Source organism: SAR86 cluster bacterium, from assembly GCA_023703575.1.
Lineage (GTDB): Bacteria > Pseudomonadota > Gammaproteobacteria > Magnimaribacterales > Magnimaribacteraceae > Magnimaribacter.
The window spans coordinates 989644-1013281 of the sequence record CP097969.1 but is presented as its reverse complement, the minus strand read 5'-3'; the positions used below and the strand labels follow the sequence as shown (position 1 = coordinate 1013281).

The window sequence follows — 23638 nt, the reverse complement described above, 5'->3', positions numbered from 1 at the left end:
CAGCTTATGGACTAGAATGACCGCCTTTTTAAATATAAATATGTATTTTATTAAATGTTAACAATTAGACTAGCTCGATCTGGAGCAAAAAAAAGACCCTTTTTTCATGTAAGCGTTGCAGACTCTCGCATGCCTAGAGACGGAAGATTTGTGGAGAGAGTTGGTTATTACAATCCAATAGCCTCAGGTCAGGAGGTTAGATTAAAGTTAGATTTAGAAAGAATAGATTATTGGATAGGACAAGGTGCTCAACCTAGCAGTAGAGTACTGAATCTTCTTAAGCAAAATAAAGAGACGCCAGAACAAACTGAAAAAAGACTAGCTACTAAAGAGCTCAAGAGACAAAAAAAACTTGCAAAGAAGTTGGCTGATAAAGAACCATTAGAAGAAGCTCCAGCACAAGAAGCTCCAGCAGTAGAAGAAGAAGCAGCAGCAGAAGAAGCACCAGCAGTAGAAGAAGCAGCAGCAGAAGAAGAAGCACCAGCACCAGCAGCAGCAGCAGAAGAGGCTGCAACAGAAGAAGCTCCAGCAGAAGAAGCTGCAACAGAAGAAGCTCCAGCAGAAGAGGCTGCAACAGAAGAAGCTCCAGCAGAAGAAGCTCCAGCAGAAGAGGCTGCAACAGAAGAAGCTCCAGCAGAAGAAGTTCCAGTAGAAGAAGTTCCAGTAGAAGATAAAGAAAAGGATTCATAATCCTTAACTGATCCATGCGGTCCGAAGGCCGAAAAATACTTATAGGAAAACTTGGTAAGCCTCATGGAATAAAGGGTTACATTTACTTTCATTATTACGGAAAAGATTTATCTACTCTTTTAAGTTATGAAGAGTTAATTGTTGAACAAGAAAAGTCTTACAAACTAGAAAAGACACTTGAGAAATCAGATAGATTGATAATAAAACTTGAGGGATGCGATGATCGCAATTTTGCAGAGCAACTTAGAAATAAAGAAGTTTATATTCATGAAGAAAATCTACCTGCATTAAAAGAAGGAGAGTATTACCTTTATCAATTGGAAGGGTTAAAAGTAAGAAATCTAGAAAATAAAATTCTCGGTATAGTTCAGGGATCGTTTGGCACAAAATCTAATGAAGTCCTGATTATTCAAAGTACTCAAGAAAGTATAGATGATAAAGAAAGACTTTTGCCTTATATAAAACCTCAAGTAGTAAAAGAAATTTCTTTAGAAGATGGCATACTATTAGTCGACTGGCCTGATAACTTTTAAACTGATGAAATTCAATTTAGTTACTATTTTTCCTGATTTAATTAATAATTTTATTGAACATGGGTTATTCGCTAAGGCTATTAACAATAGTTTGATTCAAGTTAAGACTTGGGATCCTAGAGAATTCAGCGGAAATAGGGATGGAAGAATAGATGATAAGCCCTTTGGTGGAGGACAAGGTATGCTTTTTCAGGCAGAACCAATCATCAAGACTGTTAATGAGATAAAAAAGCACGATAAAACGCATGTCGTATTCGTTGCACCTCACGGTACTATCTTTGACCAAAAAAAAGTTATTGACTTGAAAGCTAATGAAAATATAACGATAGTTTGCGGTAGATATGAGGGTATAGACAAAAGAATTGAAGAAACTTGTATTGATGAAGTAATTTCTATAGGAGATTACGTATTAAATGGTGGTGAGCTTGCAGCTCTAGTTCTAATGGAGGCGATAGCAAGACAACATAAGGATTTCATTGGAAATGAGGAATCTTTAAATGATTCTTTCAGTGATGGACTTTTAGAACATCCTCAGTATACAAGACCTGAAAAAACACCTCATGGTAATGTGCCCGAAATATTAATCAGCGGAAATCATGAAAAAATTAATAGATGGAAACTCAAAGAATCACTAAGAATAACACTTAAAAATAGACCCGATCTTATAAAAAGTAAAGATCTGTCTAACTTGGAGATTGAACTATTAAATGAAATTAATGATGAATAATCGAATATTTATCTGATAGAATGCGCAACCTAATTAGGTTATTTCATAGTGAATAAGAACAAATATATACAAACTGTAGAGGCATCTCAACTTAGAGATGATATTCCAAGTTTTTCTCCTGGGGATACGATTGTTGTGGACGTGAGAGTCGTTGAAGGTACCAGAGAGAGACTTCAACCATTTGAAGGCGTTGTTCTGTCTATCAAAAAGAGAGGATTAGGGTCATCATTTATTGTGAGAAAGATCTCTAACGGAGTCGGTGTTGAAAGAACTTTTCAAACTCACAGTCCCATTATAAGCTCTATAAAGGTTAAAAGACGTGGAGATGTAAGGCAGGCAAAACTTTTTTATCTGCGAGAAAGAACCGGCAGATCAGCAAGGATTAAAGAGAAGCTAAGCTAATTGCTGTCTTGCTCATTTCGGCTATGGGCACTGTAGATATAAATTCAAAAATTCTCATTGATACTTTCATTGATGATTCATGGCTTGAGAAGGGTTTGAGCAAGAATACCTTATCGGCTTATAGACATGACATTATTTCCTTTTCTAATTGGTACAAAGGTTCATCGCTATTAGATGTCAGCAGGGTAGATTTATTAGAATATTTAGCTGCAAGACTAAAAGAGGGCTATAGCAGCAGATCAACCGCAAGATCTCTCTCAAGCCTTAGAGCTTTCTACTCACACCTGACCATCAAACACAATTTAGTTCAAAATCCCACTTCTAGAGTGGATAGCCCTAAGTTAGGTCATTCACTCCCTAAGACACTTTCTGAAGATGAAGTAGAAAAACTTATAAATGCCCCAGATGTTGATGAGGTTATTGGTTTAAGAGATAGAGCAATGTTGGAACTAATCTATGCTTGTGGCTTGCGGGTATCGGAGTTAATAAACTTAGACATCTTAAACATAAATATAAGACAGGGAGTTATCAGAGTTATTGGTAAGGGACAGAAAGAAAGATTAGTTCCTATGGGCGAGGAGGCTCTTTATTGGTTACAGAAGTATATTAACGAAAGTCGCCCCAACTTGCTGAAAGAAAACAACAAAGTTTCCGAACTTTTTTTAAGTAAAAGAGGAAAATCCATGACCCGTCAAACTTTTTGGTACAGAATTAAAGACTATGCTCTAAAAGCTTCCATAAAAAAAGACCTTTCACCACATACCCTTAGACATGCTTTTGCTACACATTTAATAAATCATGGCGCTGACCTCAGAACAGTTCAGCTTCTTTTGGGTCACTCAAGTCTTTCAACGACGCAAATTTATACAGAAGTTGCTAGACATAGAATGAAAGAATTACATAATGAGCATCACCCTAGAGGTTAAGTATGCCAATGCAATTTAAAATTTTTACTTTTTTCATAATTTTGATATTTTCGGCAGGTTGTTCGGCCAACTCATCAGATGACATAAAGGAAATTGAAGCAGTAAAAAGAAAGCTCACGGACATTCTTCCCAATGAAATTAATTTGATTTCGATTCAGGAAACAGATTTGAATGGCTTTTTTGAAGTAAATTTTGAGGGAATAGAACCTCTCTATGTTTCATCTGATGGTAATTATCTAGTATCTGGAGATATTTATCTTATTACAAAAGATGGCTTAGTAAATAAATCTGAATCAAGAAGAGACTACCAAAGAAAAACTTTAATTGGGGGTTTGAGCGAAAGTGAACTTATAACTTTTGAGCCTAGAAAAATAAATCATAATATATTCGTTTTCACAGATGTTGATTGCGGATATTGCAGGCAATTTCACAATCAAATTGATGATTATTTAGAATTAGGGATAAAAGTTAATTACCTTGCATATCCAAGAGCTGGTATAGGGTCAGACTCTTTTAATAAAATCTCTTCAGCATGGTGCAATGAAGATCCTAATTTTTCATTAACTTTATTAAAGCAGGGTAAAGATATTGAAACGAAGTTATGTGAAGATAATCCAGTCGAAAAGCACTTCAATCTTGGTAATACAATAGGAGTTCAAGGCACTCCATCAATTATTACTGATGAAGGAAAAATGATTCCTGGTTATCTGCCTCCTCAAGATTTACTTAATATTCTCGGTACTAACAGCTAGAATTACTCTATGGACAGTAATTTTCCTAGAATTAATCAATTGCCACCTTATGTATTTGATGAAATTCAAAACTTGAAGGCTGCTGCAAGAAAGAGGGGTGAAGATATCATCGACTTCGGCATGGGCAATCCTGATCAATCAACGCCAACAGAAATAGTAGATAAGTTAAGAGAGTCTGCTTTAGATGGTAGCACTCACAGATATTCACAATCCAAAGGTATACCAAGACTGAGAAAATCAATTTGTGATTGGTATGAGAGGAGATATCAAGTCTTTCTAGATCCAGCAAGTGAAGCAGTTGTGACTATGGGTTCAAAAGAAGGTCTTGGACATCTTGCTTTGGCAACGTTAGATAAAGGTGACGCAGTTTTAGTGCCAAATCCCTCATATCCTATTCATCCTTATGGATTTGTGATTGCTGGAGCTGACATAAGGCATGTTCCGATTGGCGATGATATAGATTTCTTTTCTGAACTAGAGTCAGCAATGACTAATTCTTTCCCAAAACCTAAGATGTTAGTTCTGAATTTTCCTAGCAATCCTTCCACAGAATGCGTAGATATTGAGTTTTTTGAAAAAATAGTAGATTTTGCTAAAGAACATAAGATTTGGATAATTCAAGATCTTGCATATGCAGATATATGCTTTGATGATTATAAGGCGCCATCGATACTGCAGGTAAAAGGTGCAAAAGATGTTGCTGTAGAGTTTTTTACTCTATCTAAAAGTTACAATATGCCAGGTTGGAGAGTTGGTTTTTGCTGTGGCAACAAAGAACTCTTAGCCGCTCTCTCAAGAATAAAGTCTTATTTTGATTATGGATTATTCACTCCGATACAAGTCGCTGCAATAAAAGCATTAGATCAAGGAGATGAGCATGTAAATGAAATTAAAACTATGTATCAATCAAGAAGAGATGTTTTGATTAAAGGTTTGAACAATGCTGGTTGGTATGTGGAAAGTCCAAAGGCAACCATGTTTGTTTGGGCAAAGATACCAATTACTCATAAACATCTCGGTTCTTTGGAGTTCAGTAAACAGTTACTCGCTCACGCTAAGGTCGCTGTTTCACCAGGAGTTGGTTTCGGGAGTTATGGTGAGGGATACGTACGTTTTTCACTTATAGAAAATGAACATAGATCGAGACAGGCTATAAGAAATATAAAGAAATTTTTATCTAATTCATCTAACGTACAAGCAATAAATTAATGAAAACATTAAAGATTGGCGTTTGTGGCGTCGGAAATGTGGGCGGAGCAGTTCTTGAGATCCTCTCCAATTCTCCCAATATAGTTGAGGATAATGGTGGAGTAAGGATAGAAATCATACAGGTTGGCGCTCGTAAAGGTAAATCAGTCGTTCCTTATGAACTAGATGTTGTGACTGATCTTATGGAGGTAGCTAGAAACCCTAAGGTAGATGTTTTAGTAGAGTTGATTGGAGGATGTGATCTAGCGAAAGACTTGATTGAAGAAGCTATTAAAAACGGAAAACACATTGTTACAGCCAACAAGGCATTAATAGCAACTCATGGAGACGAACTATTTGAGCTTGCAAAAGAAAAAAAGGTACAGATTGGATTTGAAGCCTCTGTTGCTGGTGGTACACCGGTCATAAAAGCCTTAAGAGAAGGTTTGGTTGCAAACAAAGTAAACTGGTTTGCAGGTATATTAAATGGTACGAGCAATTTTATTCTTTCAAAAATGTCTGAAAATCAATCCTCTTTTAAAGATGCCTTGAAAGAAGCACAAGACTTAGGTCTTGCTGAAGCTGATCCAACAATGGATGTAGATGGAACTGATGCAGCTCAAAAGGCTTCTATACTGTCTGCGTTAGCTTTCAATACTCTATATGATTTTAACTCTGTATCTTATGAAGGAATAGAAAATGTATCTCCCGAAGATATTGTTTACGCGGAGCAGTTGGAATATTCAGTCAAACATATAGCTTATGGGTCTATGGTAGATGGTGAAGTAAATGTAAGTGCATTTCCAACCTTTGTACCTAAAGGTCAGTTACTATCTCAAGTAGGACAACAAATGAATGCATTGGAGATTTTTTGTGAAGAAATCGGCTCCACTGTTTACTATGGTCCTGGAGCTGGTCCTAAGCCTACCGCATCTGCAGTCATAGCTGATTTAGTTGATCTTTCTAATGGAGGATGGCCTGTATCTGATAAAAAGCGAAATAAAAATAATTTTGGTCAGGAAGATAATCAGAATTTTGGAAGATATTTTAATTTAAACGTCATCAATCAAGCCGGAGCTATAGCTAAGCTTTCCTCAGTTTTTGCGGATAGCCAAATTAGTATTGAGGCTCTTATCCAGAAAGAAACCAAAACCAATAATAAAGAAAATACATATGTTCCAGTAGTTATAATTTCAGGTCCCCTAACAGAGATCGAAGCTATACAGTTAAAGAATAATTTGGAATTAATGGAAGAGACATCAGGCTCAGTCAAACAGTTCAGAATCTACAATGCTTTATAACAGTACAAGAGGAGAAAGCCCAATAGTTCCTTTTTCAGAGGTGCTATTGGGAGGACTGGCCCCAGACGGAGGCCTATATATGCCTCAAACATTCCCTAAATTCTCTATTGAAGAAATTGAAAGTTGGTCAAATCTTCCTTTTTACCAATTAGCTGCAAAAATTCTGCATCCCTATGTAGAAAGTGAAATAGACGAAAGTAGTTTTTTAAAACTATTAGAGGAGGCGTACACATCTTTTGATGAAGAAGATGTTGTTAAGTTAAAGGAGATTGAAGAGAATCACTGGGTCTTAGAATTATTTCATGGTCCCACATTAGCTTTCAAGGATGTTGCTATGCAGCTATTGGGAGTTTTACTTAATCACTTTGCAAAAGAGAAGGGTGAAAAAATAGTTGTTCTTGGAGCTACATCTGGAGATACCGGAGCAGCAGCAATATCTGCTTGCGCGAGACATGAAAATGTTGAAGTTTACATTCTTTATCCGCATGAAAAGGTAACTGAGTTTCAAAGGAAACAAATGACAACAACTCAATCTCAAAATGTTTACCCACTAGCGATAGAAACTGATTTTGATGGCTGCCAAAACATAGTTAAAAAAATGTTTCTTGATGAGGATTTCCTACATACTAAAGTAAGGTTTATTGCTGCAAATTCTATAAATTGGGCAAGGTGTATGACTCAATCAGTATACTTCTTTTGGTCCTATCTAAGACTAAAAGAAATAAAAGAAGACCTTACTTTTTCAATACCTTCGGGTAATTTTGGTCATGCATATGCTGGCTGGACTGCAAAAGAAATGGGATTGCCGATAAAAAGGCTTATCATAGCGACAAATGAAAATGATGTTTTGCATCAAACTTTTTCTAACAACCTCTATGCCAAAACAAATGTTGTTCAGACCCTTGCTCCCAGTATGGATATTTCTATTGCCAGTAATTTTGAGAGACTGCTATATAATTTATATGATAATGATTCATCGTTACTTGCAAAAAATATGCGCTCCTTTCCGGAAAAAAGTATTGATATTCCTGATAGTAAGATAGATGCAGTTTCTAATTTTTTTAAAAGTCATTGCAGCAATGATCAAGAGATAATTAAACAAATTATCAATACACATCAAAAGATCGGTTACTTACTTGATCCACACACAGCCACTGGTGTTAGGGCAAGTAATGAAATATCACCTTCAAATGAACCTGTCATAACAATGGGAACTGCACATCCTGCTAAATTTTCAGAGGCTATTGAGAAAGCTATTCCAGATTATCATTCATCTCTTCCTAAGAAAGTTGAAAAAACACTTCAACAGGAAGAGCAATTCAATATTTTGGCAGAAAATTACGAAGAGATTAAAAGTTTCGTTCTCTCTAAAGCACTTTAATACATGATAGAAATTACATCACTTAATGAAGAGCTAAAAGATCACTCTCAAAGAATAGAAGATCTAAGGGGGTATCTTTGACGTTGAAAATAAGACCTTAAAACTGGAAGAATTAATTCTTAAATTAAGTGACACAAAAATATGGGACGATCCTCAAAAAGCTCAAGAAATCAATAAGGAGAAGGTCTATTTAGAAAAGGAATTAATGAAGTTCAACAATCTAGATATTGCTATTAAAGATTCTATAGAGCTAACGGAAATCGCTATTGAAGAAGATGACTCATCTGCGCTCGAAGAGATTTCTAAAGAAATAGAGAAAAATGAATTAGCATTAAGTGATTTAGAATTTATAAGAATGTTTTCAAATAACATGGATCCGAATAATGCATATTTAGATATTCAGTCAGGTTCAGGCGGAACAGAAGCACAGGACTGGGCAGAGATGCTCATGAGGATGTATTTGAAATGGGGTGAATCTAAAGGTTTTGAAACAGAAGTAATAGAGGTTTCTCCAGGTGAAGTGGCCGGTATAAAGAGTGCGGCAATAAAATTTAATGGTGATTATGCATATGGATGGTTGAGAACAGAGACGGGAGTTCATAGATTAGTCAGAAAATCTCCATTTGACTCGGGAAGCAGAAGACACACATCATTTGCATCTATTTTTATTTCACCAGAGGTTGATGAAACAGTAGAGATAGAAATAAACCCTGCTGATTTAAGGATTGATACTTATAGAGCCAGCGGTGCAGGGGGGCAACATGTAAATAAAACCGACTCAGCTATAAGAATTACTCATGAACCTTCGGGTGTGGTATCACAATGTCAGTCACAAAGATCTCAACATCAGAATAAGGATAAAGCCATGGCTCAACTAAGAGCTAAACTATATGAGATAGAAATGAATAAGCGTAATGAAGAAAAACAATCTTTAGAAGAGTCGAAAGCTGACATTGGTTGGGGTAGTCAAATACGATCGTACGTGCTTGATTCCTCAAGAATTAAAGATTTAAGAACTGGGGTAGAAACCACAAATTGTTCAGCGGTACTTAATGGCGAGCTAGATTATTTCATCGAAGCAAGCTTAAAAGAAAATATTTAGTTAAAGTATCAAATATGACAGAAAAACTTACGGAAAATGAGCTTCTCGAACAGAGAAGATTAAAACTTGATGCACTAAGGAAGAGGGGGGTTGCCTACACAAATTCCTTTAGAAGAGATTCTTTATCTCAAGATTTAAAAATTCAATTTGACGGAACATCTAAAGAAGAATTAGAAGAACAATCTCACGAAGTTGCTATTGCCGGGAGGATTATGTTGCAGAGGATTATGGGTAAAGCTAGTTTCATAACTTTGCAAGATATGAAAGGACAAATCCAAGCTTATATCCGATCGAATGATATTCCTGAAGGGCAATATGATGAATTTAAAACATGGGACCTTGGAGATATCGTAGGAATAAAGGGAAAATTATTCCTAACAAAAACAGGAGAATTAACTGTTCATGCAGATTCAATACAAATGTTAACTAAATCTTTAAGACCATTACCTGAAAAACATTCAGGACTTGTTGACACGGAGCAAAGATATAGAAAAAGATACTTAGATCTGATTACAAACTCAGAAAGTTTAGAAATTTTCAAGAAAAGGAGTCAAATAATAAGCTCAATAAGAGAGTTTTTTATAAATCATGAATATTTGGAAGTAGAAACTCCAATGATGCACTCGATTCTCGGTGGCGCAGCAGCTAAACCATTTACAACTCATCATAATGCATTGGATATGGACCTTTATTTGCGTATAGCACCCGAATTATATTTGAAGAGACTTGTGGTTGGCGGAATGGAAAAAGTTTTTGAAATAAATAGAAATTTTAGAAATGAAGGGTTATCTACAAAACATAATCCTGAATTTACAATGCTAGAGTACTATACCGCTTTCGCTGATTTTAATGATCAAATGGATTTTTTAGAGAGACTTTTTAAATTTGTTTCAGAAGAAGTATGGGGCTCATCAAAATTGGAAACTGAAAATATAAGCTATGATTTTTCTAAACCATTTCAAAGGATTAGTTTGAAAGAAACAGTTTCTAAGAAACTTTCTATCGACCCTATCTCATTTGACGATAGAGGTTTCCTTCTAGATTTAGGAAAAAAATATAAGTTTGAAGATATAGAAAATCTGTCAAATGGCAAAATTCTATTTGGATTATTTGAAGAGCTTGTTGAATCAGAATTGATCAACCCAACATTCATTACTGGATATCCCAAAGATGTATCGCCTCTATCAAGAGCTTCGGATGAAAACCCTCATGAAGTAGATAGATTCGAGTTATTTATTGGAGGCAAGGAAATAGCTAATGGATTCTCGGAACTGAATGATCCTGATGATCAGGCAGATCGTTTTCAAGATCAAGTATCTCAAAAATCAGCGGGTGACGAAGAAGCTATGGAATTCGATTCTGACTACATCGAGGCTCTGGAGTATGGTTTACCGCCCTGTGCAGGGGTTGGTATCGGTATTGATAGATTGGTGATGTTACTGACAGGTGCTCAATCCATCAGGGATGTACTCCTATTCCCGCAAATGAAGCCTAAAAATTAGCCAATTAGATCTAAAACAGCTTCTCTTTCAGACTCTAATTCTTCGGTAGTGACTTTTATCTTGGTTTGAGCAAACTCATTCAGTTCTATCCCCTGAATTATCTCGATTTTTCCGTTTGAATTAGTTCTTAAAGGAAATCCAAATATTAAACCCTTTGGAATTCCATAACTTCCATCACTAACAACAGCTGCGCTAAAACAATCACCTTCTTTGGTAGGATTGATTACTGCCTTGACCGTATCTATCGCAGCATTAGCAGCGGAAGCAGCAGATGATGCTCCTCTAGCATCTATTACGGCCTTACCCCTTTGTTGAACTAAAGGTAAATAACTATCTTCAATCCATTGGTTATCATTAATAATTTCAACAGCACTAGCGCCATTAATAGTTGCATTATAAGGATCGGGATACATGGTAGGACTGTGATTACCCCATATGATCATATTTTTTACAGATGAAATTTCGGCAGCTGCTTTTTCTGCTAATTGTGCTTTGGCTCTATTAGCATCAAGAGCAGTCATAGCAAACCACTGTTGTGTAGAATTATTCGCTGAGTTCATTCCTATAAGTGCATTGGTATTGGCTGGATTACCCACTACTAATATCTTTGCATCCGACTTAGCTAGTTCTCCTATGGCTGCTCCTTGATCCGTGAAGATTCCACCATTTATTTTTAAAAGATCACTTCTTTCTTCAATCTTCTTCCCATCTATAACGATCCCTCTAGGAATACTGCCTACCAAAAGAATCCAATCAGCATCTTTTACTCCTTCTTTGATGTCAGAGGTAGCGACAAGTTCACCTGTTTGTTCAAAACCACAGTCTATTAATTCCATAATTGTGCCTTGCAACTTATCTACAACTTGAGGTATTTCGATGAGTCTTAAATTTACTTTTGTATCAGGCCCAAAAGTTTCACCGCTTATTAATCTGGGCAAAAGTGAATAAGCTATCTGTCCTGCTCCACCTGTAACTGCAACATTGATTTCTTTCATATATTTCTCCTTATAAATTTGGCTTAAAAATATTTCTTTTTCCATCATTAGAAACTGTACCAAAGGCATTTAGCATCTCTTCGCGACACATATATTCTAAAGTAGCTGCATCCCTTTCAGTGTTTGCAATAAATCTTGTTCCGTTTTTAAGCCGACCTATAACAATTCCTTTATCTGGACCACTTCGTGAATGGGTGATTGTATAAGTTTCTATAGAACAATCTCCTTGAGGAGTCTCTGTAAAGTCAGGATTATCTGCTGAATCAATTGCCTTTTGTATATGAGAAGTATCAGCAACTTGGTTCCATTCGCCTTCAAAGGGCTTTGAGGAAAATATACCTGCACCATGCTTTGTAATGTACCAACCATTCGCAGTCGCAAAACCAAATTTTCCAGGTTCTAATCTCAACTTATCCATCAAAGTTGCTATTGAGTTCATAACATAAGCATTTCCTGGACCTCCAAAATAAGGAAGTCCACCGGTAACCGTTAAGCCTCTTGGATCATTTGGCTCTAAAGATAGTTCTTTCATGGCAATTTGCACTGCAGAGGGAAAGCAAGAGTATAAGTCTATAAAATCGACTTCATTAATTGAAATATTTGCTAAATCAAAGACACTATCGGTACATGCTTTGATAGCAGGTGAGGAATGATAATCAACTCTCTCAGAGACATTCCAAATGTCATTTAAACATGCTCCTGAATACATGAATATCCATTTAGATTCAGGAATACGCAGTTCTCTTGCTTTTTTGGCAGACATCATAATCAATGCACAAGATTGATTTACTCGCATTATAGAATTCATGTACTTTGTGTAGGGAAGGCCAATCATTCTATTTTCAGGTTTAACTTCAGCAATTTCTTCAGCAGAACGATGAATTGGGAACCAAGCATGTTTATTTTTTGAGGCTACTCTTGAAAATTCTTCAAACAATCTACCCGTTTCTTGCATATGTTCTCTGATAGTTTGGTGATTCTTACCCCTTAGTGAATTAGCAAAAAGAGGGTATACAGAAGAAGGATCAAATAATCCATGAAGTTTTTCATGATCATTTGTTCCGTCTAAAGACTTTCCTATTAATTCAGGTTTGCCTCCTGGATCGTCTGACCAATTTACTTCTAATCCTTGCTTCAATCTACCTACAAAAGTATCTAGAGCTTCACCTCCTGCCAATAAAGCACATTCTATTTGATCATCCTTTATTCTAGTTGCTAATTCATTTAGCGCCAATTGAGGAGAGTTACCGCCTGTTGTAGTGTAAATTTCATTTTGGGCATGTATATTTAATGAATTAGACAAACTTCTTGGCATATTTGGATAACCCCACAAGTTAGAAGTTGCTGAGTCTCTATGAGGTGTATCTGCTACAAATCTAATCACCGCCACGGTATCAATATGTTCATTGAGTTGCATTGAAGCACCACAATCTAAAATAGCTTTTTCAGAAACTTCTTTCAGTATTTCTAAGTAGTTAAAACCATTAATCCCTCTTTTATCAGTGAGTTGACTATTCCCGACTAAAACTGGGGTATTATCATTAACGTTTGAATATGAGATATCTGTCATAATTTAGAATATTGGGAATCGCAGTCTAACCACTGAGACAGCACTGAGCAATAGGTATCAACCAAAATTTAGAGTAATATGATTTTTATTTATGAAATATGATTTTGACCAGATAATATCGAGAAAAGAAACTCATAGCACTAAGTGGCTGAAGTTCTCTAATGCTGACGTAATACCCATGTGGATAGCAGATATGGACTTTATTTGTCCTCCTGAAATAACTAGTGCTATGTCTGACAGAATATCTCAAGGAATTTTTGGTTATTCTGAAATTCCAAGTAATTTGACTGATGTATTTGTTGATAATGTAAAAAACAATTCTGGATGGTCAATACAAAAAGATTGGGTTGTCTGGATACCAGGAGGAGTTGTGGGTTTAAATGTGACTTGTAAAACTATTCTGGCACCGGGAGAAATAGCTATGGTTCCTTCTCCAATTTATGCTCCATTCACTGAAGCACCCGAAAATATGGAAAGGGGATTTATAAAAACTCATTTATTTGATTCTCAAGGAAGGCTCGAATTTGATATGGAAGCTATCGAAACGCTTCTAACAGATGATACTAAGTTATTTTTTCTATGTAATCCTCAAAATCCAGGTGGAACTGTTTTCAGTGAAGGCGAATTAAAAGAAATTTCTAAAGTTTGTGAAGATAGAAATATTATTGTTTGTAGCGACGAAATACATTCTGATTTAATTTTAGAGGAAGGTTTAAAGCACATTCCATATGCAAGTTTAAATAAATATAATGAAGATAACTCTATTACTATCATGGGACCTTGCAAAACCTTTAATCTTGCAGGATTTCCCATTGCAGCTGCAATAATACCCAATACAGAACTGAGAGAAGATTTCAAGAGGAATACGAAAGGTATTGTTGCCCATATAGATAATATTGCATTTGTAGCTGCAGAAGCAGCTTATAGAGATGCTCAAGAGTGGTATTTAGAATTGCTACAGTATTTAAAAACCAATAGAAATTTATTAATGGAAAGATTAAATAATATAGATGGACTCTCCTTAAAGGGACCTGAGGCGGGATTCTTAGCATGGATAGACTGTAGCGAATCCGGATTAGATAATGCTGCCAATTTTTTTATAGATGAAGCAAGAGTTGGTGTTTATGATGGCGCTTGGTTTGGAGATAAAAACTACGTGCGTTTAAACTTTGGATGTCCTAAGTCTATATTAGAAGAGGCTATAAATAGAATAGAAAAAGCCTTTTCACAAAGAAACTAGGTTAAGTTAATATGTGCGCCTTAAATTTATAAAGAGGAGATATTATGTCAATTACATTTAATGATCGTGTTGCAATCGTAACTGGTGCAGGTGGAGGATTAGGAAAATGTCATGCGTTGGACCTGGCACGAAGAGGCGCCAAGGTTGTAGTTAATGATTTGGGTGGAAATGTAGATGGATCTGATGATGGCTCCTCTACTGCAGCAGAAATGGTCGTTGAAGAAATCAAGGCTGCCGGTGGTGAAGCAATAGCTAATGGAGCTAGTGTTACTGATGCAGACCAGGTTAAAGCAATGGTTGACCAAGCCATGGATGCCTATGGTCGTATTGATATCTTGGTTAACAATGCTGGTATTCTTAGAGATAAAAGTTTTTCAAAGGTTGAAGACCAAGATTTTCGAATGGTTGTGGAAGTTCATCTCATGGGAAGTGTAAATTGTACTAAAGCGGTTTGGGAAATAATGAAAGAACAGAACTATGGAAGAATAGTTATGACATCTTCATCTAGTGGACTTTATGGTAACTTTGGTCAAACTAATTATGGATCTGCAAAGATGGGTGTAGTTGGCCTAATGAATACTCTTAAACTTGAAGGAGCTAAGTATAATGTTAAGTGTAATACTTTGGCGCCATTAGCGGGAACAAGAATGACGGAAAGTTTGATGCCGGAAGACGTTATAGAACAAATTAAGCCGGAATATGTTACTCCTGCTGTAACTTATATGGTTTCCGAAGATGCCCCAACTGGAGTGATTATCGCTGCAGGTGCAGGTGTATTTACAAGAGTAATGATTCATGAAACTAAAGGTGTCTATCTAGGTACTGGGGATGAATTGACAGCTGAAAATATTGAATCAAGTTGGGATCAAATTTCTGATATGGCAGATGCAACTCTTTGTTATCAGGGTGGCGACCAATCAATGAAGGCTTTTACCCTTATACAAGAAAGCAAAAAATAATACTCTAGAAATAAAATAGCTTTTTGTAGGATTTTACATCCAAATGTTATGCGTTTGAAAGATTGCCATAGTTTCACTGACTTCAGAGAGTTAGCGCGTAGACGCTTGCCCAGTCCGATTTTCAATTACATCGACGGCGCAGCCGATGATGAGAGCACCTATGATAGAAATACAAAGAGTTTTGAAGATTGTGATCTAATTCCTAATGTATTACGAGGTGTTCAGGATATTGACATGTCAGTTGAAATTTTGGGTCAAAGACTAGATATGCCAATTTACTGCTCTCCAACAGCATTGCAAAGAGTATTCCATCATCAAGGAGAGAATGCAGTAGCCGCTGCAGCAGACAAATATGGAACCCTATTTGGCGTTTCCTCTCTTGGGACTGTGAGCCTCGCTGATGTAAGGAAAAGATACCCAGGACCTCAGTGTTACCAGTTTTACTTTCATAAAGACAGAGAACTTAACAAAGTGATGTTGGAAAATGCCAAAAATGCGAATATCGATATCATGATGCTCACTGTCGATACAATAACAGGGGGAAACAGAGAAAGAGATTTAAAAACAGGCTTTTCTATTCCATTTAAGCTAAGCTTAAATGGTATTTTTCAATTTGCAGTTAAACCAATGTGGGCTTTAAATTACTTAACTCATGAGAAGTTTTCACTTCCTCAATTAGACGATCATGTAGATATGTCTGATGGGCCTATTTCAATTGGAAGATACTTTACTGAAATGTTAGACCCCAATTTAAGTTGGGATGATGTGGCAAAAATGGTTGAATATTGGAATGGACAATTTTGCTTAAAAGGTGTCATGAGTGTCGAAGATGCAAGAAAAGCAGTTGAAATAGGGTGTACTGGTATTGTTATTTCTAATCATGGCGGAAGACAATTAGATGGAAGTAGGTCACCTTTTGATCAATTAGCAGAAATAGTAGATGCAGTAGGGGATGATATAGATGTCATTATGGATAGCGGGATACAAAGAGGCACTCATGTGTTGAAAGCACTCTCACTTGGAGCAAAGGCAGTCGGTGGAGGTAGATTTTATTTATATGCCTTAGCAGCCGCTGGACAAGAAGGAGTAGAAAGGGCTTTAGAACTGATGAAACAAGAAATTGAACGTGACATGAGATTGATGGGAGTAAAATCTGTAAAAGAACTCTCTAGAGAGAATGTTCGATATAGATAGTTTCAATTAATTTTTGTACTTCACATCTTATTTGCTCTATTACTCTAAGAAATTCAGATTCTTCCATGTCTTTAGGATCAGGAATATCCCACTCAATTCTCTCATCAGCAACTAAATTAGGGCATTCGTCTCCGCACCCCATTAAAATTAGATAATCTAATTTTATACCTTCAAAATCTGAAACATGTTTTGATTTGTGATCTGATAAATGAACCCCTTGTGAGCGAAGTAATTTTATTGCCATCGGATTTACAACACCACTAGGTTTGGAGCCAGCACTATAGAATTTAATCTCACCTTGAGAAATATTTTTTGCTAAGGCTTCAGCTATTTGACTTCTGCATGAGTTTTCAATGCATGCAAAAAGAATTTTCATTCCTTATTTAGGTAATTCAATGAATAGAAAAGATCACGCATTGAAATAACGCCCAACAATATATCCTCTTCCATAACAGCTAAATGTCTAATTTGATTTTCAACCATTAAATTTACAGCTTCTTCAGATGTTGCATCAGGTGTTGTACTGACAACAGAATTTGTCATTATTTGATCAACTGTTCTATCTTCAATATTATCTAGATGATGCGAAATGGTTTTGACAATATCTCTTTCTGTGACTATTCCAATAACATGACTGTGTTCAACATCAGTTTTTTTATCAACTACGATCAAAGCTCCGATTCTATTTTTGTCCATCAATTCGCAAGCATGTCCTACTGTTTCCTCTTTATCAATTACAAACACTTCCCAGTAGCGCTGTCCAGCTAAGTAGTGCTTTACTTTCTTCGATTTACTCATTGTGATCTTAAGATTTATAAAAGGTGTATAATATAGACATATACAGGAGTAAACCATAATGTCTTTAAATAAAGTTTATAAACTATCAGCAAGAGGCTTAGCTATTTTTATGGCAGTAATATTTGCTTCAAGCATCTCCGCAATTACAGATATAGGATATGTTGGAGAAGACGAAACAGAGATAACTGTTGAGAGAAATTATGCAAAGTTACCTTCTTTCCCTAGAAAAGCTTTGAGGCTAGGCAAAGAAGGTTATGTAGTTGTCGAATTTGATGTTGATACAGATGGAGCAGTCTTAGATCCTTATGTTGTTGAAGCCGCACCTCAAGGTGTTTTTGAAAGATCTGCAATTAAAGCAGTACGAAAATGGGTATATATGCCTCCTTCATTTAATGGTCAATCTGTCAAAGCTAACAACGTTCAAGTAAGATTAAATTTTGACCTACAATAAAGTTTTCTAGTATTTCTCTCAAATATGTCAATTAGACTGCAACTTCTGCTGTTCGTGGTAGTAGGGTATCTGCTAGTAACGGTAGTCTTCTATTTTTCTACAGACAGTAGAGACTCAATTCAAGAAGATGCTGCGGGTGAATCCTTGGTAGTGCTTTATGAGTCAGCTTGGTACCAAACCTTCAATGGTACTTACGAGTCTATGGCAAGCTGGCTTCCGGGTTTTGGAGAAAAAGGAGATATCTGGGATCCAGATGATGAAACTTTCGTAGATGAAGTTGATTCTTCAGGTAACTATTTGAATCCAATTTTCAACACTATAGAAAACCGATCTCTTGGTGATCTTCAGTACTTAATTGAATATATATTTGAAGAGGAATTGGATGATGGCGAGTTAAGTTTTGTAATGGCTTACTTTCCAAACGGTCAAAGATTTTATTGTGGAAGCGCACTAGATTTACTTGGCATAGATGCCTGTAGTCCTAAAGCCAGACCTGAATTTTTTTCTTATTTAGATTCTCACATAAAAGATATATCAGAGAGACCAAGACAATCGACCTTAAAGATATTGGATGCTGATAATGTACAAACGGCTACTTTAAATCAAACTTATTCATTTCCCATAAAAGTTAATCAAGAAACTTTTGCCAACATAATTCTAGGAGTGGATGTGAGAAAGGCAATTGAGATTTTTGAAGATGAATTTGAGGTCAGAACAGGTATCAAGACTCCCGAAGGACTGATTTCTCTTGAAGAAGACTATTCATCAGATGATTTCAGCTCTGAGTCAAGATTCGGTATTGAGAATTACTCTCAAAACGTAGAAAAAGCTAATTTGTTGATGACAGAAAATGGAAGCAGGCACAGCTCGAAGGATTCTGATCTCGGAACTTCTATTACTTTAATTCCATTGAGTACTTACTTATCGTCAGATAAAGCAGAATTATTTATATTTAAAGATGAAAAGTTAGCCATGGAAAGGGCTTCTGAAGTTCTTGCAAGGAGTTATTTTGTTTCAGCTCTTATGATTTTATTCATTGTCGGATTAACTGCTTACATTACATATAGAACTTTTGGAGGAATCACACGCGCAATTGCAGTCTTAGAAGGTTTAACACAAGGAGATCATTCTCAGAAGATGCCAGAACGCCATGGACTTTTAGCATCCAAAAATGATGAAGTAGGTCACCTTTCTACAGCTCTTCACAGTTACAGAGGTCATCTTTTGGAGATGGAAGACATTAGAAAACAACAGGCAAAAAGAAGGAAAGAAAGAGATAGGGTAATCATTGAAAAAATGTCTTTCCTAGCCGATCAATTAGAAGGTGATGCTCAGAAGCTTATTCTCGAAGATATCAAGAAAATGACCGAGTTAGCCAAAGAAGGTGATGGAGCAGGTAATGAAGAAGCTTCAGTTGAATTAATGTCTTTAGCCTTCTCAAGAATGTCGGATGAGGTGAATGCTTTAATTTCTGCCCGTACGAGTGAAATGGAGACTTCTAGGGATGAAGCAAGGGATGCAAATGCAGAAAAAACTAGATTTTTTGCTAACATGAGCCACGAACTCAGAACACCCTTAAATGCCATCCTAGGTTATGGAGAAATGTTAGCAGAGGATTGTGAGGACCTTGGTTATGATGATTTACTTCCTGATCTAAAAAAAATCACTTCAGCCGGAAGTCACCTGTTATCTCTTATTAACAACATTCTAGATATTTCTAAGATAGAAGCTGGAAGAATGGAGCTGTACTTGACTAGTTTCGAGATAGAGGGGATGGTTGATACGATAAAGGATGTTACAGGCCCTCTTGCTGCTACAAATGACAATGGTTTCAAAGTTAATTTAGAAGATGCTCTTGGGTCCATGACTCAAGATGAAACAAAAATTCGACAATGTCTGACTAACTTTTTGAGTAATGGATTTAAATTTACTTCAAATGGTACTGTTACCCTAGATGTAGATACCTTTTTTGAGGAAGATGTAGAGATGATCAGATTTTCTGTATCAGATACTGGTGAAGGAATGTCTGAAGAGGGTTTAAGCAAAGTCTTTAGAGAATACGAACAAGCTGAAAGATCAACATCAGCGAAGCATGGCGGAACAGGACTTGGACTGCCTATCACTAAAAAATTAGCTGAGATGATGGGGGGTGATGTGATTGTAACCAGTGAGCTCGGCGTTGGATCAGTCTTTACATTATATGTACCAAGAGAATGTCCTCAAGGTTATGATGAATTAGAGCAAGGTAATACTATCGACAAACTTACAGAAGAAGAAAAGATAGTAGTTCTGATTGATGATGATGTCGCTATGCATGATCTTATACGTAGAACCCTATCAAAAATTGGTTTAAAGCTAGTAGGCGCTGTAGATAGTGAAAAGGGTATGCAGATTGTAAGAGAGATGAAACCAAAGTTACTTCTTTTGGATGTTTTGATGCCCGGAAGAGATGGATGGTCAATATTGAAGGAATGTAAAAGTGATCCTGAACTAAAGGAAATGCCTGTAGTTATGGTAAGCCAATTGTCACAAGATGTTTTATCTCAATCACTAGGAGCCGATGATTATTTAACAAAACCAATCAATAGAGATTTATTCTTGGAAACGGTATCTAAACATATCTCTTTAACTGATCACGATGGAACCGTTCTAATTATTGATGATGATACCGATGTTCGTGATTTACTGTCTCGAATGCTAAGTGATGCTGGCTTTAAATTTGATACTGCCAAAGATGGTAAAGAAGGCTTAGAAAAACTAAATAAAAATCCTAACTTGATTGTTCTTGATCTAGAGATGCCACGAATGGATGGATTTGAGTTCTTAGAGAATTATATGAAGGAATTTAATGAAACGGAAAGGGCACCTGTGCTTGTATATTCAGGTAAAGATTTAACAGAAGTACAAAGAGAGATGCTTGAAAAGAATGTGGCAGGAATGGTTAAGAAAGACGAGGTTTCTATGGACGAACTCTCAACTATAGTTACTAATATCTACAATCAATAAGAATCTTATCCTAGAAGTCCTTCAATTTTTTCCAGCAACCTTTTGAAGTCTACCGGTTTAGTATCGAAATCATCAGCACCGCAATCTAAGGCTTTGACTCTATCAGATTCCAAGGCATGTGCGGTTAGAGCTATTATTGGTATATCTTTTATTTCTGGATCCCCTTTGGCTGTTGTTGTTGCTTCCCATCCATCCATCACGGGAAGACCCATGTCCATAAGGACTAAATCAGGCTTTTCAGATTTCATCATATCGAGCCCTTCTTTTCCATCAAATGCTAGTAATATCTCGTGATCTCTTCTCTGTAATCTTCTTGACAACATATCTCTATTCATTTCGTTATCTTCAACATACAAAATTTTTGCCATCTACATCTCCACTCTTAACTAATAACAAATTTATCTCTTCCTGATTTCTTAGCATCATACAGCCTTTCATCAGCTTTGTTTATAACATCTGACGCGTTTCCAGACTCTGAAGTAATTGCGACGCCTCCACTAGCAGTTATGGAGATTTCATGATCTTCATAGAAAACTTTTATGGTATGAATCTCCCTACGCAAGTTATCACAGTAGGCTTCTATATCTTCTTGATCAAATATTACCGCAAGGAATTCTTCACCACCAATTCTTCCAACTATATTAGGTTCACTTACATAATTTTTTAAAACATTCGCCATAGCCTTGAGGACTTCATCTCCTCCTGAGTGTCCGTATGTGTCATTAACCGATTTGAAGAAATCAATATCAATCATTATTACGGAGAAATCCTTTTTATGCCCAGATTGTAACTCAGCATATGAATTCTCGAGCTCTTCAAAGACTACTCTTCTATTTGAAATACCTGTCAATTGATCTGTAGTAGCCTGTATGTGTAATTTATTTACTAACTCTTTCTCTCTTTCTCTAAAAAATTTTCTTTCTAAAGACGAAATTACCTTTGCAAGTAAGATAGTTCCATTAAGCGGTTTTGGAAGATAGTCTTGTGCACCTAGCTGAATGCATTTTGCAATACCATCTACATCATTGAATGCCGAAACCATTATGATGGGGAGATTCTCGCTGGTATTCTCGCTTCTAAATTTCTTAAGAAGCTCAAGTCCATTTATATCAGGAAGGATAACATCAAGAAGAATTAAGTCTGGTAATTTTTCCTCCACTTTCTTGATGGCTGTTGTTCCGTCATAGGCAGTTCTGCATTGTAAACCTTGCATTGTTAGACGTCTTTCAAGAACCTCACAATTTGTTTTATTATCATCGACGATTAAAATGTCAGCCCCTTCGAGGCTTTCATCTAGTTCAAGAGAATAGTTAATATCTCCTAAAGACTTAAATAGTGACTCAGCAGATTCAAGCTGAGAATCTCCTTCCGAAGTCTTAATGGCTTCTCCACGAATATAATCAACAAAGTTTTCAATTGCCGTTTCTGTTTCTCTTGATAACTCGATAATACTTTGTAAATCTTTTAAAGATTCTTCGCTCAAGTCATCTTCTAAGTCCTCTATGAGTATTTCGCTATAACCGATAATTGCATTTAAAGGAGTTCTTAAATTGTGTCTCAATTCAGAATATTCTTCGGGGGTCTTCTTTACAGTAGTTGCATTTGGGCCAGTATTTTCTGTAAATGCTTCTTCGTATTGATCAATTAATCTTTTGCAGCCTGATTTTATTTGCTCAATCTCGTCTTCCATTGAGATTTGAGCTTCAAGGAGTGTTTTTTCTACAAGTTCTAGATAATCAGAAATCGCGTCTGCAGGTGTAGTAAATTCCTGTTTTATTTGTGCTAGTAAAATTTCTTCTGCACCTTTAGAGGTTTTATTTTTTGATATCTTATCCATTCTGATTCTTAAGTGTTTCAATAAATTCAGGTTTGTGCATCAGATATCCTTGTCCTATAGCACATCCTATTTCAAGCATTTGTTTTTTTTGCTCCTCGGTTTCAATACCTTCTCCTATCATTTCTAAAGAAAGGGAGTTGCAAACTTCTACAACAAAACCAATTAATTTCGCTGTTGCTTGGTCATCTAAACCATTTGTGAAGTGTTTATCCAATTTTATAACGTCTAGAGGTAAATCCTTTACATACCTCAAAGACGCATAGCCTGCACCAAAGTCATCTAGTGCTATTTTGATCCCACTATCCTTCAATCTTTGAAGGTATAACCCGGCTTGTTCAGTGCTACTTAATTCAGCTGTTTCTGTAACCTCAAGGCCAAAATCATTCTTTTTAAATCCCATTTCGTCTACAAAATTAGAAAAAATAGAACTAAATTCAGGATGCATTATTGTATGAGCAGAGACATTGAGGTAAATGGTTGCGTTTTCTAGTCCTATCTCTGATTTGATAGCAAATATCTCTTTGAGTTTTTCTAACGAAGACTTTACAACTAATGAAAATAAACTTTCCCCTTCTATTTCAGGAATGATCACATCATTTGGAATAATTTGACCTTCTTCATCTCTTAATCGGAGTAGGGCCTCCACACCAGTAATTTGGCCAGTTTTTAAGTCATATTGCTTCTGATAAGCTAGATCGATTCTGTCATACTCTATACAAGAAATTGTTTGCCTAAGAGCTTCTAAACCTAGTCTTGAATTACATAAAACTTCAACCAACATAAAGTCTTTAGAAGATTCAGAGGGTATTAAGTGAACTCTTGTCTTCATAAAAAACTCAATCTCTCTCAGTCTGACTTCAACAGGAGTAGAATAAGATTGAGCAATAAGATCTTTACTGACCTCATTTTCTTCGAGGTTAATCTTTTTTATTCCTATTTCAGAAATATCTTCTGTTCTAAAAATATACTCAGCAGCTAAATTTATCCATCTAATAGAGCCATCGAGATCGTAAATTATATAAGGGCTTGGATGATGCTTTAAGGATCTAAATAAGTAATCCAGATGTTCATTCTTCATTATTTG

General features: G+C 36.1%; 23 protein-coding genes. 16 read left to right on the top strand and 7 right to left on the bottom strand.

Annotation, left to right across the window (positions count from 1 at the left end):
- Positions 1 to 54: 54 nt before the first annotated feature.
- From rpsP to lysS, 11 genes are all read left to right on the top strand, one after another.
- Positions 55 to 690, top strand: coding sequence for a 30S ribosomal protein S16 (gene rpsP / locus M9C83_05070; protein ID URQ66029.1), 636 nt, complete (start codon positions 55 to 57; stop codon positions 688 to 690).
- Between the two features lie 14 nt (positions 691 to 704).
- Complete coding sequence (rimM, locus tag M9C83_05065) at positions 705 to 1223, top strand: ribosome maturation factor RimM (protein ID URQ66028.1); 519 nt, start codon at positions 705 to 707, stop codon at positions 1221 to 1223.
- Between the two features lie 4 nt (positions 1224 to 1227).
- A complete protein-coding gene (gene trmD, locus M9C83_05060; GenBank protein URQ66027.1) occupies positions 1228 to 1950 on the top strand; it encodes a tRNA (guanosine(37)-N1)-methyltransferase TrmD in 723 nt (240 codons plus the stop codon).
- Positions 1951 to 1995: 45 nt separating this feature from the next.
- Positions 1996 to 2352 (top strand): 50S ribosomal protein L19, encoded by a 357-nt coding sequence (gene rplS / locus M9C83_05055; protein ID URQ67397.1) that lies wholly within the window; start codon positions 1996 to 1998, stop codon positions 2350 to 2352.
- Between the two features lie 23 nt (positions 2353 to 2375).
- A complete protein-coding gene (xerD, locus tag M9C83_05050; GenBank protein ID URQ66026.1) occupies positions 2376 to 3278 on the top strand; it encodes a site-specific tyrosine recombinase XerD in 903 nt (300 codons plus the stop codon).
- 2 nt (positions 3279 to 3280) lie between these two features.
- Positions 3281 to 4030 carry a thioredoxin fold domain-containing protein gene (locus tag M9C83_05045; GenBank protein ID URQ66025.1) on the top strand — a complete coding sequence of 250 codons (750 nt, stop codon included), beginning with the start codon at positions 3281 to 3283 and terminating at the stop codon, positions 4028 to 4030.
- Between the two features lie 9 nt (positions 4031 to 4039).
- Positions 4040 to 5239, top strand: coding sequence for an alanine transaminase (gene alaC / locus M9C83_05040; GenBank protein URQ66024.1), 1200 nt, complete (start codon positions 4040 to 4042; stop codon positions 5237 to 5239).
- Complete coding sequence (locus tag M9C83_05035; GenBank protein URQ66023.1) at positions 5239 to 6519, top strand: homoserine dehydrogenase; 1281 nt, start codon at positions 5239 to 5241, stop codon at positions 6517 to 6519. Before alaC ends, M9C83_05035 begins: the two co-directional genes overlap by 1 nt.
- Complete coding sequence (thrC, locus tag M9C83_05030) at positions 6509 to 7900, top strand: threonine synthase (protein ID URQ66022.1); 1392 nt, start codon at positions 6509 to 6511, stop codon at positions 7898 to 7900. Before M9C83_05035 ends, thrC begins: the two co-directional genes overlap by 11 nt.
- 3 nt (positions 7901 to 7903) lie before the next feature.
- Positions 7904 to 9002 (top strand): peptide chain release factor 2 gene (prfB, locus tag M9C83_05025; protein URQ66021.1). Its coding sequence is split into 2 segments (ribosomal slippage): positions 7904 to 7978 and positions 7980 to 9002, totalling 1098 coding nucleotides; the frame shifts between segments, so codons are not numbered across the junction.
- A 14-nt stretch (positions 9003 to 9016) separates the two neighbouring features.
- Positions 9017 to 10504 (top strand): lysine--tRNA ligase, encoded by a 1488-nt coding sequence (gene lysS / locus M9C83_05020; GenBank protein URQ66020.1) that lies wholly within the window; start codon positions 9017 to 9019, stop codon positions 10502 to 10504.
- Here the strand turns inward: lysS and M9C83_05015 are convergent.
- Together M9C83_05015 and M9C83_05010 are read right to left on the bottom strand one after the other, a co-directional pair.
- Positions 10501 to 11499, bottom strand: coding sequence for a malate dehydrogenase (locus M9C83_05015; protein ID URQ66019.1), 999 nt, complete (start codon positions 11497 to 11499; stop codon positions 10501 to 10503). The two genes, lysS and M9C83_05015, sit on opposite strands and share 4 nt — an antisense overlap.
- A gap of 10 nt (positions 11500 to 11509) precedes the next feature.
- On the bottom strand, positions 11510 to 13069 hold the full coding sequence (locus tag M9C83_05010) for an acetyl-CoA acetyltransferase (GenBank protein URQ66018.1): 1560 nt from the start codon (positions 13067 to 13069) through the stop codon (positions 11510 to 11512).
- Positions 13070 to 13160: 91 nt separating this feature from the next.
- On the opposite strand from M9C83_05010, the gene M9C83_05005 reads away from it, so the two are divergent.
- The 3 genes from M9C83_05005 to M9C83_04995 are packed head-to-tail and all read left to right on the top strand — an operon-like array spanning position 13161 to position 16462.
- Complete coding sequence (locus M9C83_05005; protein URQ66017.1) at positions 13161 to 14309, top strand: PatB family C-S lyase; 1149 nt, start codon at positions 13161 to 13163, stop codon at positions 14307 to 14309.
- A 44-nt stretch (positions 14310 to 14353) separates the two neighbouring features.
- Positions 14354 to 15268 (top strand): SDR family oxidoreductase, encoded by a 915-nt coding sequence (locus M9C83_05000; GenBank protein ID URQ66016.1) that lies wholly within the window; start codon positions 14354 to 14356, stop codon positions 15266 to 15268.
- Between the two features lie 48 nt (positions 15269 to 15316).
- On the top strand, positions 15317 to 16462 hold the full coding sequence (locus M9C83_04995; protein URQ66015.1) for an alpha-hydroxy-acid oxidizing protein: 1146 nt from the start codon (positions 15317 to 15319) through the stop codon (positions 16460 to 16462).
- On the opposite strand, the gene M9C83_04990 is transcribed toward M9C83_04995, so the two are convergent.
- The gene (locus M9C83_04990) at positions 16437 to 16838 is read right to left on the bottom strand and encodes an arsenate reductase ArsC (protein URQ66014.1); all 402 of its coding nucleotides are present in this window, start codon (positions 16836 to 16838) and stop codon (positions 16437 to 16439) included. The two genes, M9C83_04995 and M9C83_04990, sit on opposite strands and share 26 nt — an antisense overlap.
- Positions 16835 to 17260, bottom strand: a complete 426-nt coding sequence (locus M9C83_04985) for a CBS domain-containing protein (protein URQ66013.1) — start codon at positions 17258 to 17260, stop codon at positions 16835 to 16837. The genes M9C83_04990 and M9C83_04985 overlap by 4 nt, the downstream gene beginning before the upstream one ends.
- Positions 17261 to 17318: 58 nt before the next feature.
- Here M9C83_04985 and M9C83_04980 point away from each other — a divergent pair, with 58 nt between their 5' ends.
- Together M9C83_04980 and M9C83_04975 are read left to right on the top strand one after the other, a co-directional pair.
- Positions 17319 to 17711 (top strand): energy transducer TonB, encoded by a 393-nt coding sequence (locus M9C83_04980; GenBank protein ID URQ66012.1) that lies wholly within the window; start codon positions 17319 to 17321, stop codon positions 17709 to 17711.
- A gap of 24 nt (positions 17712 to 17735) precedes the next feature.
- Entirely contained in the window at positions 17736 to 20717 is a 2982-nt protein-coding gene (locus M9C83_04975) for a response regulator (GenBank protein ID URQ66011.1), read from the top strand.
- A 5-nt stretch (positions 20718 to 20722) separates the two neighbouring features.
- Here M9C83_04975 and M9C83_04970 read toward each other — a convergent pair whose 3' ends face one another.
- The 3 genes from M9C83_04970 to M9C83_04960 are packed head-to-tail and all read right to left on the bottom strand — an operon-like array spanning position 20723 to position 23632.
- Positions 20723 to 21085: a response regulator gene (locus M9C83_04970; protein ID URQ66010.1), complete on the bottom strand. Its 363-nt coding sequence runs from the start codon at positions 21083 to 21085 to the stop codon at positions 20723 to 20725.
- 14 nt (positions 21086 to 21099) lie between these two features.
- Positions 21100 to 22554: a diguanylate cyclase gene (locus tag M9C83_04965; protein URQ66009.1), complete on the bottom strand. Its 1455-nt coding sequence runs from the start codon at positions 22552 to 22554 to the stop codon at positions 21100 to 21102.
- Positions 22547 to 23632: an EAL domain-containing protein gene (locus tag M9C83_04960; protein URQ66008.1), complete on the bottom strand. Its 1086-nt coding sequence runs from the start codon at positions 23630 to 23632 to the stop codon at positions 22547 to 22549. Before M9C83_04960 ends, M9C83_04965 begins: the two co-directional genes overlap by 8 nt.
- Positions 23633 to 23638: the final 6 nt, after the last annotated feature.